General features: G+C 45.8%; 13 protein-coding genes. 4 read left to right on the top strand and 9 right to left on the bottom strand.

Features of this window, described 5'->3' with window-relative positions; translation table 11 throughout:
* The first annotated feature begins 158 nt into the window (after positions 1-158).
* The gene (locus tag NL645_RS05330; protein ID WP_053808086.1) at positions 159-353 is read left to right on the top strand and encodes a hypothetical protein; all 195 of its coding nucleotides are present in this window, start codon (positions 159-161) and stop codon (positions 351-353) included.
* 71 nt (positions 354-424) lie between these two features.
* On the opposite strand, the gene fusA is transcribed toward NL645_RS05330, so the two are convergent.
* The 5 genes from fusA to NL645_RS05305 form a co-directional block, all read right to left on the bottom strand.
* Positions 425-2,449, bottom strand: coding sequence for an elongation factor G (gene fusA, locus NL645_RS05325; protein WP_100088706.1), 2,025 nt, complete (start codon positions 2,447-2,449; stop codon positions 425-427).
* A 293-nt stretch (positions 2,450-2,742) separates the two neighbouring features.
* Complete coding sequence (gene dgcA, locus NL645_RS05320; RefSeq protein WP_253651351.1) at positions 2,743-3,735, bottom strand: N-acetyl-D-Glu racemase DgcA; 993 nt, start codon at positions 3,733-3,735, stop codon at positions 2,743-2,745.
* A gap of 50 nt (positions 3,736-3,785) precedes the next feature.
* Positions 3,786-4,790 carry an N-acetyltransferase DgcN gene (gene dgcN / locus NL645_RS05315; RefSeq protein WP_253651428.1) on the bottom strand — a complete coding sequence of 335 codons (1,005 nt, stop codon included), beginning with the start codon at positions 4,788-4,790 and terminating at the stop codon, positions 3,786-3,788.
* 101 nt (positions 4,791-4,891) lie between these two features.
* Positions 4,892-5,773, bottom strand: a complete 882-nt coding sequence (locus NL645_RS05310) for a LysR family transcriptional regulator (protein WP_253651350.1) — start codon at positions 5,771-5,773, stop codon at positions 4,892-4,894.
* 140 nt (positions 5,774-5,913) lie between these two features.
* Positions 5,914-7,122, bottom strand: a complete 1,209-nt coding sequence (locus tag NL645_RS05305; protein ID WP_253651349.1) for an MFS transporter — start codon at positions 7,120-7,122, stop codon at positions 5,914-5,916.
* Positions 7,123-7,323: 201 nt separating this feature from the next.
* On the opposite strand from NL645_RS05305, the gene soxR reads away from it, so the two are divergent.
* Positions 7,324-7,761: a redox-sensitive transcriptional activator SoxR gene (soxR, locus tag NL645_RS05300; RefSeq protein WP_025629511.1), complete on the top strand. Its 438-nt coding sequence runs from the start codon at positions 7,324-7,326 to the stop codon at positions 7,759-7,761.
* Positions 7,762-7,764: 3 nt separating this feature from the next.
* On the opposite strand, the gene NL645_RS05295 is transcribed toward soxR, so the two are convergent.
* Complete coding sequence (locus NL645_RS05295; RefSeq protein ID WP_031780282.1) at positions 7,765-8,160, bottom strand: DUF2391 family protein; 396 nt, start codon at positions 8,158-8,160, stop codon at positions 7,765-7,767.
* A gap of 13 nt (positions 8,161-8,173) precedes the next feature.
* Positions 8,174-9,019 carry a tetratricopeptide repeat protein gene (locus NL645_RS05290; RefSeq protein ID WP_005392681.1) on the bottom strand — a complete coding sequence of 282 codons (846 nt, stop codon included), beginning with the start codon at positions 9,017-9,019 and terminating at the stop codon, positions 8,174-8,176.
* Positions 9,020-9,219: 200 nt separating this feature from the next.
* On the opposite strand from NL645_RS05290, the gene NL645_RS05285 reads away from it, so the two are divergent.
* Positions 9,220-9,690, top strand: a complete 471-nt coding sequence (locus NL645_RS05285) for an ASCH domain-containing protein (RefSeq protein ID WP_253651348.1) — start codon at positions 9,220-9,222, stop codon at positions 9,688-9,690.
* A 50-nt stretch (positions 9,691-9,740) separates the two neighbouring features.
* Here NL645_RS05285 and NL645_RS05280 read toward each other — a convergent pair whose 3' ends face one another.
* Positions 9,741-10,328: a bifunctional 2-polyprenyl-6-hydroxyphenol methylase/3-demethylubiquinol 3-O-methyltransferase UbiG gene (locus tag NL645_RS05280; RefSeq protein WP_253651347.1), complete on the bottom strand. Its 588-nt coding sequence runs from the start codon at positions 10,326-10,328 to the stop codon at positions 9,741-9,743.
* 89 nt (positions 10,329-10,417) lie between these two features.
* Positions 10,418-11,935, bottom strand: a complete 1,518-nt coding sequence (locus NL645_RS05275; protein WP_046873810.1) for a phospholipase D family protein — start codon at positions 11,933-11,935, stop codon at positions 10,418-10,420.
* Positions 11,936-12,453: 518 nt separating this feature from the next.
* Between NL645_RS05275 and NL645_RS05270 the strand changes: the two genes are divergently transcribed.
* On the top strand, positions 12,454-13,611 hold the full coding sequence (locus tag NL645_RS05270; protein WP_139059295.1) for an efflux RND transporter periplasmic adaptor subunit: 1,158 nt from the start codon (positions 12,454-12,456) through the stop codon (positions 13,609-13,611).
* The last annotated feature ends 7 nt before the right edge of the window (positions 13,612-13,618 follow it).

Genomic DNA, 13,618 nt, shown 5'->3' with positions numbered 1-13,618 from the left:
GTGTGTGCTCCAAGAATACTTAAAGAGAACATTGAAACAAAATAATGCAATGGTTTGAGTATAAAATTGTCGCTGGTGTCTAAATTTTGCACAGTGGCTTTTACGCATCGTTAACCACGTTCTACGCTTAATATTCGATTTAAACAAGGAGAACCAATATGGCTGTAATAAAGCAGGATATTCCAAATCGTGTAACGGTTTATCATGACAATATCGACCAAGAACAAGAGCTGAAAAATGCGATGCTGCCAGAGAAACCGCGCTACTTTAACGGTGCTCCGACTTACAAAGCGAACAGCATCGAAGAGTTTGAAAGCAAAATCAGTCAGATCGGTTTGTCTCTCGATAAATAAATTTTAATTTACCTAAAAGCGCCCTCATTTTGAGGGCGCTTTTTTATTTGATTGATTTGAATCTTAGGGAATTAACCTTGTTGAGCACTGCCTTGGCAGACTTGTTTTTGCACTGCTGGTGGCGCGGGCTCGTAATGGCTCAAAGTCATACTAAAACTGCCTTCACCACCCGTGATAGCTCGCAATCGACGAGCGTAATCTTGCAACTCGTTTACTGGCGATTTGGCTTTCAACAACGTGAATTGGCTATCAATCGGTTCGGTACCTTCTATTAATCCTCGATTACCTGACAAATCCCCAGACACGTCACCGACGTTTGTGGTTGGGACGTGTAACTCCATTTGGACAATGGGCTCCAGCACAATAGGATCAGCGTTGTTGATCGCATCTAAAAAGGCTTTCTTACCTGCGATGACAAACGCAATTTCTTTTGAATCGACGGAGTGATATTTACCGTCATAAACGGTGACTTCCACATCCTTGATTGGGTTGCCAGAAATCGCCCCTTCTTCGAGTACTTGTAAAATACCTTTTTCGACCGCGGGAATAAGCGCGGTTGGAATGGCGCCACCCACCACTTTGTTGATGAACTTAAATCCAGCGCCACGTTCGAGTGGACGAACCTTCAATTGCACTTCACCAAACTGGCCTGCACCGCCACTTTGTTTTTTGTGTCGATAATGCCCTTCGGCAGGCTTGGTGATGGTTTCAAAGTATTCTACGCTTGGTTGGCAGGTTTCGACGTCCAGTTTGTACACGTTAGCCATCTTTTCTAATGCGACTTTGAGGTGAAACTCCCCTTGGCCGCTGATGATGGTTTCGTTGGTGCGAGCGCGATGTTCGATGCGCAGCGAAGGATCTTCACTGGCGATTTTATTCAGTACATCGCCTAATTTTTGCTCATCTCCACGCTTAAGAGGCTTCAAGCACAAAGAATACATGGAGTCAGGAAGGTCCAACGTTTTGAGTTGAACACCATCTTCTTCGTGAGAGTCATGAACGATTGAATCGAATTCGAGATCATCCACTTTGGCTAAAACGCAGAAGTCGCCCGCAAGCGCGCGAGGGATCTCGGTTCTATCTTTGCCCTGCAGTTGATATAAGTGCCCAACTTTAAATGCCTTGTTGCTTTCGCCAATATAAAGCTGGCTGCCCGCATTGATTTCACCCTGATACACACGTAAGTAGGCAAGTTTTCCCATATATGGGTCGACGCTGACTTTGTACACGTGTGCGACGGTGTGCTCTAAAGTTTCGCAATTTACTTTGATTTTTTTGCCGTTCTTTTCCAGTAGAGGAGGATTACCCTCGTTTGGCATGGGCATGATCTCCGCCAAGGTGCGCAGCAGCAACTCGACGCCCGCGCCGGTTTGTGCGGAGACAAAACAGACCGGAATCACATGTCCAGTTCTCAGTGCTTCTTCAAACGGATCATGCAGTTGCTCTGCGGTGAGTTCGGAGCCTTGTTCCAGATACAGTTCCATCAGTTCTTCATCGACTTCGATAACTTGGTCAATCAAGGTCTCATGAGCTTCATCTACCGTCGCAAGTAAGGTTTCTCGTCCCAATTCTGGTTCGAAATAGCAGTCAACTACAGATTCCCCGTCAGCCGAAGGTAAGTTGATCGGCAAGCAGTGGTCCCCAAAATGCTCAACGATGTTCTCCATCAATCTTTCTAACTGACTACCGTGGTTATCGAGCTTATTGATGATGATCATCTGACATTTTTGCTGCTCTTTAGCAAAGGTGAATAAGCGATCGGAAGTTTGGTTTAGTGGGGTTTGAGGGTCGATGACAAGGGCGGATGTTTCAACGGCAGGAAAAACGCTGATCGTGCGGCCAAGTAACTCGTTTTGTCCCGGAGTGTCGATGATATTGAGCCGATGTTTATTCCAGCGCAGTGCGACTGGCGTTGCTTCAATACTGTGTTGATATTGGATGGATTGAGGGTCGAAGTCGGTAACGGTATCGCCTTTTTCTACGCTGCCTAAATGGTGAGTGGCATCGCAGGTGAAGAGCAGTTTTTCTATCAGCGTGGTTTTACCGGTCCCGGTTTGGCCGACAAAAGCGATATTGCGTATTTTGTTGATAGGCATAGAGCCTCCTTGCAAGATGGCGTGAAAAACCTACGAATTGCTAGGAAGTGGGTTGTTAGAGAAACCCACGCACTGCATTGGAGTAGGGCGGGATTACCGCCTATTCGTCTTCCATGTCATTTTCCGGATGACTCGATGCATAAGACCACCTTATTGGACTACTGTAATCTTAGCATGCCGTAATAACCATATAATTTATGTGACTTATTTCATGATGGGGCTGATTGTTTTTTAATCGAGATCATAAACTCAGAGGTTCTGACTTTTGGAGCAAAACCTCGGGATTGTTTAGGCTATTTGGAAAGAACGATTTCGCCGTCGCGATAAACTAAGCTCGGCGTTATATCTTGTCCGAGCAACACCGGGCCATCAAGATCGACAACGCTCGCCTGAGCAGCAATAGGTAACGCAGCTCGCATTGCCAGCGACGTCCCCAACATACAACCGGACATGAGGCTAAAACCGAGTTCTTTTGCATCGTCGGCCAGCAATAATGCTTCACTGAGCCCTCCCGTTTTATCTAGCTTAATGTTCACCATTTCATATTTGCCAAGCAGTTGATGCAATTGCTCTCTGGTGTGACAACTTTCATCGGCGCAAAGTGGAATGGGGTGCGTAATGCTAGCGAGTACGTCGTCGCAGTCTTGTGGCAACGGTTGCTCGATCATGGTGATATTAAACGGTTCGAGTTGATCAAATACCGTCGCGATGTCGAGGTTTCGCCACGCTTCATTCGCATCTAAGACAATTTGTGCGTGCGGCGCGGCGTCACGCACTGCTGCAACGCGCTCAATCACGTGTTCACCATCCAGTTTTACCTTAAGCAGTTTTGCGCTTTGGCTAAGGTAAGCTTGCGCCTGTTTTGCCATCGCTTGCGGCGTATCGATAGAAACCGTCATCGCCGTCACAATCGCCTCAGGTAACGTAAAGAGGTCGTGAACCTGCTGCTTGTGGTTCAAAAGCGCAAGAAGATGCCAAAGCGCGCAATCCAACGCATTTCTTGCCGCTCCTGCGGGCAATAATGATTGAAGCTGGCTTTTGAGAGCCATCACATCAGCGTCACCTTTGGCGTACAAACTTTGCAGTTCATGCGCGGCGTGAGAAATCGCCTTAATTACCGATTCAACTGATTCACCATAACGAGGGTATGGCGTGCATTCTCCTTGGGCGATCATGCCTCGGTGTTCAATTGTCAAGCGGACTACGTGGCACTCTGTCCGACCGCCGCGAGAGATGCGAAATGGTGTCGCCATAGCAATCGTGACGGGTTCTACATGAATTTTCATCTCACTAGTTTTCCCTAAACCGCAGTTATTTTCTAAACCGTAAATGTTTCTTAAATCGTAAGGAGCCTATCTGCAACCGCATCTACGCCAAAACGCACAGGGTCGGTGACGGGCACCCGATATTTGTCGCTCCAATCCTGGCATAGCTGGGCTGCATCTTCTTCGCTGATCGCCGAAGTGTTTAAGCAAATACCCACTAATTGAGCGTTTGGATTTGTTAGGCGAGCAGCGGCCAGATTCGCTTCTATCGTTTGTTCAATGGTTGGCAAGCTCGCATGTGGTAAGTTGCGGATGTGCGGGCGACCAATCTCATGGCACAGTATCAGAGCGTCTGCTTGTGCGCCGTGAAGTAAGCCCAAACTTACGCCAGCAAATGAAGGGTTAAACAATGAACCTTGCCCTTCGATGATGTCCCAATCGTGATCGGTGAACTCAGGGCTGATCCCTTCTACTGCGCCGGAGATAAAATCGGCAACTACAGCATCAATCGAAATGCCACTGCCTGCGATGAGAATTCCGGTTTGACCCGTTGCTTTGAACTCTGCACGACAGTTTTTACGCTTCAATGCATGCTCAATGGCAAGGGCAGAGTACATTTTGCCAACGGAGCAATCTGTCCCTACAGTAAGTACTCGCTTGCCTGCGCGAGCTTTGCCATTGCCGACCTTGAGCGGGGCATCATAATGGCGAACATCATACAGTTTGGTTAATCCGCGTTGTTCTAGATCGGCAAGAGGAGCAAATTCCGCCAAACGTTGGTGCATGCCCGATGCAATTTCAAATCCCATTTCTGCCGCTTCAAGTAAGGTAGCTTGCCAAGCTTCAGGAATGACGCCTCCTGGATTTGCAGTGCCAAGCACCAGCGTTTTTGCTCCTTGCTGCTGCGCTTGTTGTAGTGTCATGTCGGTTAAACCAAGCGATACGGTTTCTGGCGTCAGGCGGATTTGGCCAAGGCAAATCTCAGGTCGCCATTGGTATATGCCACGCGCGGTTTTTGCTGCGAGTGGATCGGTTACATCGCCAAGAAAGAGTAGGTAAGGTTGAGCAATTTGCATGATGGTTCCCTTCGTCATCGTTATTGCTCATTAATGTAGCCAGACTGATTTAGGAAACCGAATTCTTATTTGTTAGGCAGGTATAACTTCAGGTTATACCTTTAAACCATCTGTTGTTTTAGGGCGGTGATAAATTGCTTTGTCGCAATGGATTGAGGTGTGTGCTCTGCGAATAAAATAGAGACAGAGAAGGACATGTTTGGCTCCAAAGCATGCACGGAAACGGCATTATCTTGGCGATATTGTTTTGCAGTCCAAGGGTCTACAATGGCGAATCCTGCTTCGTTTTTCACCAGTTCAGCCGCCGCGGAGTAGCTGCGGACGGTAATGGCATGTTGATAATGCTCGTCACGCGCCGATAAGGTTTGATGCAGCAATAGACCCAAAGGGTCCCGGCTATCTAAACCGATAATGGGTAAATCGTCACTGATGAGTTCTTCTAAAATGACGTTTTTTTCTGTGGGTATCGCTGCGCTTTTAGGAGCGATCAGTGCCAAGTTTTCTTTCAATAACATGTGCCCCATGATCGCGGGTGGCGTTTCTTCACCGAACGCAATGGCGACATCCAGTTCATGTTTCAGTAAGCCTGAGCACAGCTCATCGCGATTGGCCGTTAAGAGCTCAAAGGAGATGCCGTGCTCTTTCGACAACAACGCGACAGTCGGCGCTAACAAGTGTGCGGCCAAAACAGGCGGAGCACCAACTCGTAAATGTTGAGTTCCCTGTTTGACTTTGTTGGTCAGAGAGCGAAATTGTCCGAGTTGTTGATAGACTTTTTCAGCCTCTGGCAATAAGGTTTTGGCTTCTTGAGTTGGAACGAGACGCCCCTTTACACGCTCAAATAAAGTGAAGCTCAGTTGTTGTTCTGTATGGGCGAGAACTCGAGTGACATTGGGCTGGGAAACGTGCAGTAAGCGAGCAGCACCAGACACCGTTCCTGCTTGCATAATGGCGTAAAAGACTTCCAATTGTCTTAAGTTCACTGCGAATTCCTTCTTCTCATGTTGGTCGCCTCAGAATACCCAACCTTGCTGATGAGCGATAGAGGAAAAAAGTGCTGGTGTAGAAAATTAGGAAGACGATGTTGGTCGTCTTCCTTTTCGTCATATCTATTTATACCGCTTTACTTTGCAGCCGCATGAAGGGGCAGATCGTTAAACGGCTCGACGTCTCGGCTGAGTAATCCCATCAATACCACTGCTAACACCATGACAACAGCTGCTATTGCAAAACCGTATTGTGTTAGCTCGTAATGACTCAACATCGCGATTAATACATAACTGAGAGATTGAATGGTGGTGGAAAACATGCTGATGCCGCCATCAACACGACCACGTTGATGAACCGCTACGGTGTGATGCATCCAGTTGACTCTCACAATGCGATTCAGCGCGTTAAATACGCCAAACAGTGCCGTAAACAACAAGATGATGAGGGGACTCATTGAAAAACTCATCCCGATTAACGTCAGAGATACCATAACCATCGAAGCAAACATAATGTGGCTATGGGAGGCGCGACTCAGCACTTTGGTGACAATGAAACCAGTTAGCAACGAGCCGAGACCAAAACTGATGTTGAACCCTGCAAACCAATCGCCAGAGATGCCTTGTTCAGAAAACCAAATCGGCACCAATTTGCTCAAATACGTCAATGCAGGATAAGAGAGACAAGAGAGCAGAATAAAGCCATAAAAGCGGGGTTCGAGACGGAATATTTGTTGGCTCTCTTTGAGTTGTGCGATGAAAGCGACAGATTTTGATGCCCTTAATTGTTGGGTATACGGCGTCAGAATATAAAACATCGCCGCTAAAGCGGATGTGCTGGCTGCAAACAAAGCAAACTCTTTCATTCCCCACATTTCAAGCAAAACAATACCCAACGCACCAGCTCCTAGGGTCGTGGATTGCATTACAATTTCTTGCTGACCCGAAATTTTTGCGTATTCGTGATGCTGATAATTTTCTTGGGTGAAGGCGTTGTTGGTCGTCCATGCAAAGTTACTCGAAACCCAATACACCAATTGCGCAAAAGCCAGCAGCCAGTGGGACTCAAAACCCAACCAATAAGCAATGAACACCACCAAAGCCATGCCCGATTGAATCCATTGATTGAGCACGAGGAGTGCTTTGCGTGAGTGTCGGTCAACTAAAGTGGAAAAGAAAGGCGTTGCCAGAAAAGAAATCGCGGTGCAGCTCAGAGAAACTAAAGCGACGAATGTGCCCATTTTGGGCTCGGAAAGCATGACCCATGGCAGTGCCATCATGAACAAGCCAGAGGAGATACTGTCGAAGAAGCGGCCAGCTAAGTACGGCTGAGTTTTATTTTTCATTATGTTTGCCTCAAGTTCCCTTTGGATTTCAAAACGTTGGCTTATAACGGTGCTGTGTTTGTCAACCAACTTGTTCATTCCGAACGCATTATTTCGAGACCATCTGGGTTTAGCGTTAATTAAGATGGTGCAACTTTAAAACCTCAAGTAAACTTGAGGTAAAGCATTTTTTTAACAAAATTGATACACAGGGAGTCAAGGATGGAAATCAGCGTAGGAGAAGTGGCAAAACGTTCCGGAGTGAAGGTCTCTGCCCTGCATTTTTATGAACAAAAAGGACTGATTTCGAGTTGGAGAAATCAAGGTAATCAGCGTCGCTATCATCGAAGTGTGTTGCGCCGTGTTGCGGTTATTAAAGCGGCACAGCAAGTGGGGTTGTCGTTAGAAGAAATCAAACATGCGCTAGATGAGCTGCCGAAACATCAAGCGCCAAACAAACAGCAATGGGAAGTCATGGCGAGTCATTGGCATGAACAGTTGGAGCAAAAAATTCAAAAGCTCAAAGCCCTGCAAAACGATTTGGGTGGATGCATTGGCTGCGGGTGTTTGTCGTTAGAAACCTGCGCACTGCGAAACCCAGAAGATGTGTTAGGCAAAGACCACTCGGGTTCTAATTTGACCTTAGAAGAAGGGGCGTAAGCGTTATTCTTTGTCGAAACTGTCCACCACAATCGCGCCCATTGACGCCGGCATTGTGATGACGATAACGCGTTTTATCGCAACCAGAGGGTCAGACAGTAGCGGTAATTTATCGAGGCAGAATAGCACCAGCGCTACTACGATAGCGGCGATAGAATAGGCGATAACCACACGAAAAATAAAAATGGATACGCGATTTTTTATGTGGCTTTGGAACACGCTTTGATAGGCGAAAAAACTGAGGAAAATGACAGAAAGGCTTAACAGCATGAGCAGGTTTGCCATTGGCAAGCTTTCACCTAGTCGCCACGCCTCTTCAGAAAAAGAGATGGGGACGGCTAGGGCAAAAGCGCCAACCAACACTTGGCTGGCGTCTTCTAAATTAAAGTGGCTACTCATGCTGCTCATTCCATTATTCGTTTGCTAGGTGTAAGAGCTTTTCAAAGCGCTCGTTACCATGCAGCAATTCGAGGTCTCGCTCTTCGGCAAGCAAGTCACGAATAGATGGGCTGTATTCAATAGCGCGTTCCAAGTCTTCAATGGCTTGCTCTTCAATGCCAAGACGAGAGTATGCACAAGCACGTTGATACAGTGCAGGACCATTGGTGTAATCGACTTCAAGTACGCGGTTACAGATGCTTAGTGCCCAGTGGTATTCGTTGATTTCCATCGCGGCGTCTGCTTTGTAAGTCAACGCTTCTAAATCACCTGGGCGAATCAGCAAGATCTCATCATAGATTTCAATACGTTGCTCTGGTGTTTGTGAGCTTTGCGCACGCAACCATAAGTTATGGATCTCGTTGATTTTCTCAATTTCTTTATTGTTTTCACTGATAATGCGAGTTTTGCGTTTTAAATCTCGCTCCAGTGCTACAAATTTCTTCTCGTATTCTTGGGCGATCTTTTCTAATCGTTTATCCGCCATCTCTTTGGTGTTGTGTTTAAACTCACGCAGAGATTGCCAGCCTACAAAGGCGATCAGCGATGCGACACCTGCGATGATGTAGAAGAAGTAGGTTACGGTCACGTTGGCATAGTTCAACGATTTATCCGCAACCGTCAGCTCGCGGTCGGTGATCTCTGTGATCATTCGTTTTTCTAGGCTCTGATAGTCCTGACGCAGTGCTTTTAGCTCATCTAAAATATAGCGTTCCATTAATGGTCTATCTAACAGATCCGATTCTGAATACTTTTCGTCCGATGCCATTGTCGGCAAGGCAAGTATCAGCGAGAAAAAAATACCAATAAATAAGCGCATATAACGTCCTTTCACGAGAAGAGTACAGATAGACCATGCAACAATAGCAAATAGCACAAACGTTTAGCAAAGTTATTACAAAAGAAATAATTGTCGTCTACGTAAAAGTCATATTCTTGTTGTTTTTCAGTTTGTTCCTGGTGGTTATTTGCCGTGATATCTTTTATCCTCCTTGCGAATTTATGATTAATGGAGTGAGCATGGACGCGCGAGCTAAGGATTACTTAGAGCAGTATCTAAAATTATTATCACCAGAACAAAGAGCAGCCGTACCATCAGTTAGTGCTGACTATTATTGTGCCGATGAATACAACGCCAACGTATGCGCCGATTTGGTTCGAATTGGACAGAAAACCGCCTCTTGCAGTATGGAGCTTTGGTATCGAGAGCATGGCGAAAGCATGCCACAAGTGGGCAATTTACAAGTCGTCACGAATTGGAACGGGGACCCCGTTTGTGTGATACGAATTACTGATGTCAGCACATGCAAATATGAGGATGTAACCGCAGAGCTTGCCTACGCAGAAGGCGAAGGTGATAGAACCTTAAACTGGTGGCGTGACGCGCATACTGCATTTTTTAAAGCTGAATGCGATGAGTTGAACATAGATTGGCATGAGAAACGTACGCTAGTTTTGGAGCGTTTTGAAGTGGTGTATCCAGTCAATTAATCTCTGATAGCAGCACTGATTTGAAGTGCTGCTTTCTTGAGAGACCGCTTTTAGCGCTTGCGAGCGGTCACACTAAACATGTGCCAGTGTTTTGGGCTTCCGACTACCGTGGTTCCGTCTTCATCTCTTTCATTCAATGAAATGAGTTCGTAATCCGCGAATAAACTTTCCACTTCTTTTTTCGTTAATGCGGTAATGTTCGGATGCATTTCTGATGCAACCCAAGAGTCTTTTACTCCTAAGAAATCACCACAAAAGATACCGCCAGGTTGTAAGGCACTGTCTATTTTGGTCCAAACTTGCTCAAAGCCTTCGTCCGGGCAAAAGAACAAACTGGCATTCGCGATAACCAGGCTGCATTGAGGGTAGTCAAACTCAGTAAAACAGCACTGTGAAATTGAGAAACGCTTGTGGCCTTCAAAGCGTGTTAAACAAGTTTTTACTGCATCTTCATGGCTATCAAATGCGTGAACGTTAAACCCGTGTTCGAGGAGGAAATGACTGTCTCGACCTATTCCGCAGCCAATATCAAGAGCGACTTTGCTCTCGAGTTTCAGTAGGTTTACGGCATTTTCCACGTTTGGGCGGTGAGGTTGGTTTAAAATTTTCTGATAGTACTCGTTCCATTGTGCTGACATTGAACTTCCTTGTATTTATTGTGTTTCCCCAAATCTAGTGTCCATTCTTGTATTGCTTTATCGGGGAGGTTTTGAAACATTGGCAATTGTTATAGCTGATCTTCAATTGGCAATATGCCGGAGAACCAAGCGCCCATTTTTCGCCATACTCCGGCCTCTGGTTCAGAATCATATTCTTTGCCTGTTTTTATGTCAGTCCAGACAATGTCTCCGTCGCGTAGAGTTAAGGCATAGGCGTTATTCGACAATTGATTCGGCAGTTGTTCTAGAAACATTTGCACATATTCTGGCTGTTCTATAACAACGGCCATTTCGGTATTCAAAGCGGCTGAACGTGGATCCCAGTTCATCGAGCCAACAAACAGAGTTTTGTCATCAATCGTCATTGCTTTTGCGTGTAAACTTGCTCTGCTGCTCCCCGTGAGGCTCCACTTGCTTTTGAGTTTCGCGCTCGCTTTTACTTCCCATAGCTTGACCCCAGCTTCGAGTAGGTCTGTTCGATATTTTGCGTACCAACCATGCACGGCAAACACGTCGTTAGAGGCGAGACTATTGGTCACAATCGTGATATCAACGCCTCGCTTGGCCGCGTTACTCAATGCTTGTGTGCCGACTTCGGTTGGGACGAAATAGGGGGAGATAAGAACAAATGAATGTTCAACACTTTTAACCAGCTCCGTTAAATTATCAATAAGTTGGCTCTCTCGGGTCGCAACTTTATCGGGTAAGTCAAACCATACTTTTGCTTCTCCCCAGTAGAGCTTGAGATTGCCTTGTTTGAGAGCTTGGTACATATCCAGTTTAGTGAAGTCATAACGGCCGGTTGAGAACTTTTCCTCTAGCTGGAGTTTGTCGACCTGCTTTTGAATCGCCAGGTCGGTAATTTGCTGTGAGTCCGGTGTTATCCATTCCATTGGTATCGCATAGGCGCTATTCCAATAGAGGTCGAACTGATCTGCAGTTTGTTGTACCGCCTCACCATAGAGCAGTAGATCAAAATCACCAAATTCGACTTGTGATTCAAAAGAAAAGTACTCATTGCCGATATTCCTACCCCCGACAATGGCAGAAACACTGTCTGCAATCAGAGATTTATTGTGCATACGGCGATTAAGACGTTCAAAGTCACTGGCAAGTGCGAACCAGCGGGAGTCGCGATACTGATGCGGATTGAATAAGCGGATTTCGATATTAGGATGTGCATTGAGGGCAGCCATCACGTCATCGTTTCGCTTTTGCATATCGTCAAGCAAAAGCCTTACTCGGACTCCACGCTTTGCAGCTTCATACAAGCGCCACGTTATTAGCTGACTCGTTTCGTCACCACGGTAAATATAGTATTGAAGATCAAGGCTTTTTTGTGCGGACTCGATTAGAGAGGTGCGAGCAAGAAGGGCATCGTGTCCTTGATTTAAAGGAGAAAAGCCAGTGATTGACTTTGGGTCTTTCCCGTAAGCTTCAAAGTACTGTGCAAGCACAGAGTCACCTTGATACCCAAGTTGGAAGCTAGTGGATTTTTCACTGGGATCGTTCAATGACACGGATGAACATGCCGATAAAATTGTGAATAAAGAAGGGAAGAGCAGCTTAGCGAGTGTATGTAACAAAGTACATTTCCTTGTCTTACAGAGTGTTACTTATCAGAAATTATAGACCTAAGTTGCCGCAGCGTGCATCCAACAAGGTTGGATAACGGGCTATTAATCAATGAATTGTCATGTTCTCGGGATTAAGTTCACCTTTTTGAACGCAGATAATCATTTATTTTAATTATGATTGTGTCTGAATTGGTCATAATCACTAATATCTGGTGATTATGACCAATAGCACACTGGTTAAAATAGTTGAGTAATAATAACTATTTGAATTTTAATAAATAAATGCCTGGCACGTCCCTTGCTATTTAAAAGAAGAGTTAAGTCAGGGCAACTTGCGAAGTTGGTTAATTTTTTGTTAATTTCATTAACTTTGAATTGGCAATAACTCTGTAGTTAGCAACCGAAAAAGCAAGGTACGCGCTGCTTTGACGTCTATTCAAATGTAATTCCCTCACCATCATGCTTACAGGGAGTCAAAGATTTAATAAAAGCATGGTGATGAAAACAACAATAAAAAAGGATTTTCGATGTTAGCAAAACCCGTATTACGTTGGCTTTTACCTTTCGTTGTCGTTGGTGGCTCTTATGCAGGATATGCCGCAATTGCCGCGACAGCTCCGGAAAAAGAGTCAACTAAAGATGCCATTACAGAGCCTACCGTTCAGGCTTCTTCTCTTTTTCCTACCGATCATAAAGTGGTGATAACCAGCCATGGTGAGTTAGTCCCTTTTGAAAAAACACACCTTTCCGCGCAAGTCAGTGGTGAAGTGATAAGTTGGCACCCTAATTTTGTAACGGGTGGGATCGTGAAACGAGGAGAAGTGCTGTTCACGATTGAAAGTGACAACTACGAAGCGTCGGTTTTGCAAGCCGAGGCCAATTTAGCTAGCGCACGTGCGAGCTTGATTGAGGAGCAAGCCAAAGCGGAAGTCGCAAAACGTCAGGCCAAGAGACTGAGCGATAAGCAAGTGACAGACCTGTATTTACGTAAGCCTCACGTTTTGAGCGCGCAAGCGCAAGTGAAGTCGGCTCAAGCGGCACTCAAACGAGCAAAAAGAGATTTAGAAAATTGCAAAGTCGTCGCACCTTACGATGCGCTGGTTGTTGAGCGTGATATTGGTGTTGGTCAATTTGTCACATCTGGCTCTCGAGTTGCCACGCTAAACAACATTGAAGTGGCGGAGGTGCACGTACCAATCGCCGGTTTTGATAGTGCATTTTTACCTGAATCCATTGGTGAGCTCACTGCGACAGTAACGCAGCAAGGTGTGTTTTCTACCACTAGAGAAGGTCGAGTGGTTCGTGATTTAGGCATGATTGATAGCGCTACCCGAATGATTAACATGGTCATTCAAATCGCTGACCCATACGGTGTCGATAATCAGCAGCCTCCAATTAAATTTGGCTCCTACGTTGAAGTGAGCTTCACAGGTAAGGAGCTAAAGCATATCTATCGCCTGCCACAGGAATTAGTCAAAAATCGCACGGTATGGGTAGTGAATGGTGAGAATCAACTTCAACCTCGGACGGTAACGGTCTTGAGAGCAGAAGGTGAGTTTTTACTTGTGGGGGAAGGCTTAGAGCAAAGTGATAAGTTGGTACTTACCTTGCCGGAGTACCCTCAAAAAGGCATGGCGGTACAAATCGCAAAAAAGAGTGACGACTCCGAAACCGTCGTACAGTAAGTAGGAG

Origin of the sequence: Vibrio sp. Y51_MX_L26 (genome assembly GCF_024181935.1) — a bacterium.
In the GTDB taxonomy this organism is placed as follows: Bacteria; Pseudomonadota; Gammaproteobacteria; order Enterobacterales; family Vibrionaceae; genus Vibrio; species Vibrio diabolicus.
This window is presented reverse-complemented; position numbering and strand designations above follow the sequence as displayed.

Bases quoted from the DNA above. Each gene is read 5' to 3' on its own strand.
- NL645_RS05285 (WP_253651348.1), top strand. From the start codon at position 9,220: ATGGACGCGCGAGCTAAGGATTACTTAGAGCAGTATCTAAAATTATTA.
- NL645_RS05270 (WP_139059295.1), top strand. From the start codon at position 12,454: ATGTTAGCAAAACCCGTATTACGTTGGCTTTTACCTTTCGTTGTCGTT.
- soxR (WP_025629511.1), top strand. From the start codon at position 7,324: ATGGAAATCAGCGTAGGAGAAGTGGCAAAACGTTCCGGAGTGAAGGTC.
- dgcA (WP_253651351.1), bottom strand. From the start codon at position 3,735: ATGAAAATTCATGTAGAACCCGTCACGATTGCTATGGCGACACCATTT.
- NL645_RS05330 (WP_053808086.1), top strand. From the start codon at position 159: ATGGCTGTAATAAAGCAGGATATTCCAAATCGTGTAACGGTTTATCAT.
- dgcN (WP_253651428.1), bottom strand. From the start codon at position 4,790: ATGCAAATTGCTCAACCTTACCTACTCTTTCTTGGCGATGTAACCGAT.
- fusA (WP_100088706.1), bottom strand. From the start codon at position 2,449: ATGCCTATCAACAAAATACGCAATATCGCTTTTGTCGGCCAAACCGGG.
- NL645_RS05280 (WP_253651347.1), bottom strand. From the start codon at position 10,328: ATGTCAGCACAATGGAACGAGTACTATCAGAAAATTTTAAACCAACCT.
- NL645_RS05295 (WP_031780282.1), bottom strand. From the start codon at position 8,160: ATGAGTAGCCACTTTAATTTAGAAGACGCCAGCCAAGTGTTGGTTGGC.
- NL645_RS05290 (WP_005392681.1), bottom strand. From the start codon at position 9,019: ATGCGCTTATTTATTGGTATTTTTTTCTCGCTGATACTTGCCTTGCCG.
- NL645_RS05305 (WP_253651349.1), bottom strand. From the start codon at position 7,122: ATGAAAAATAAAACTCAGCCGTACTTAGCTGGCCGCTTCTTCGACAGT.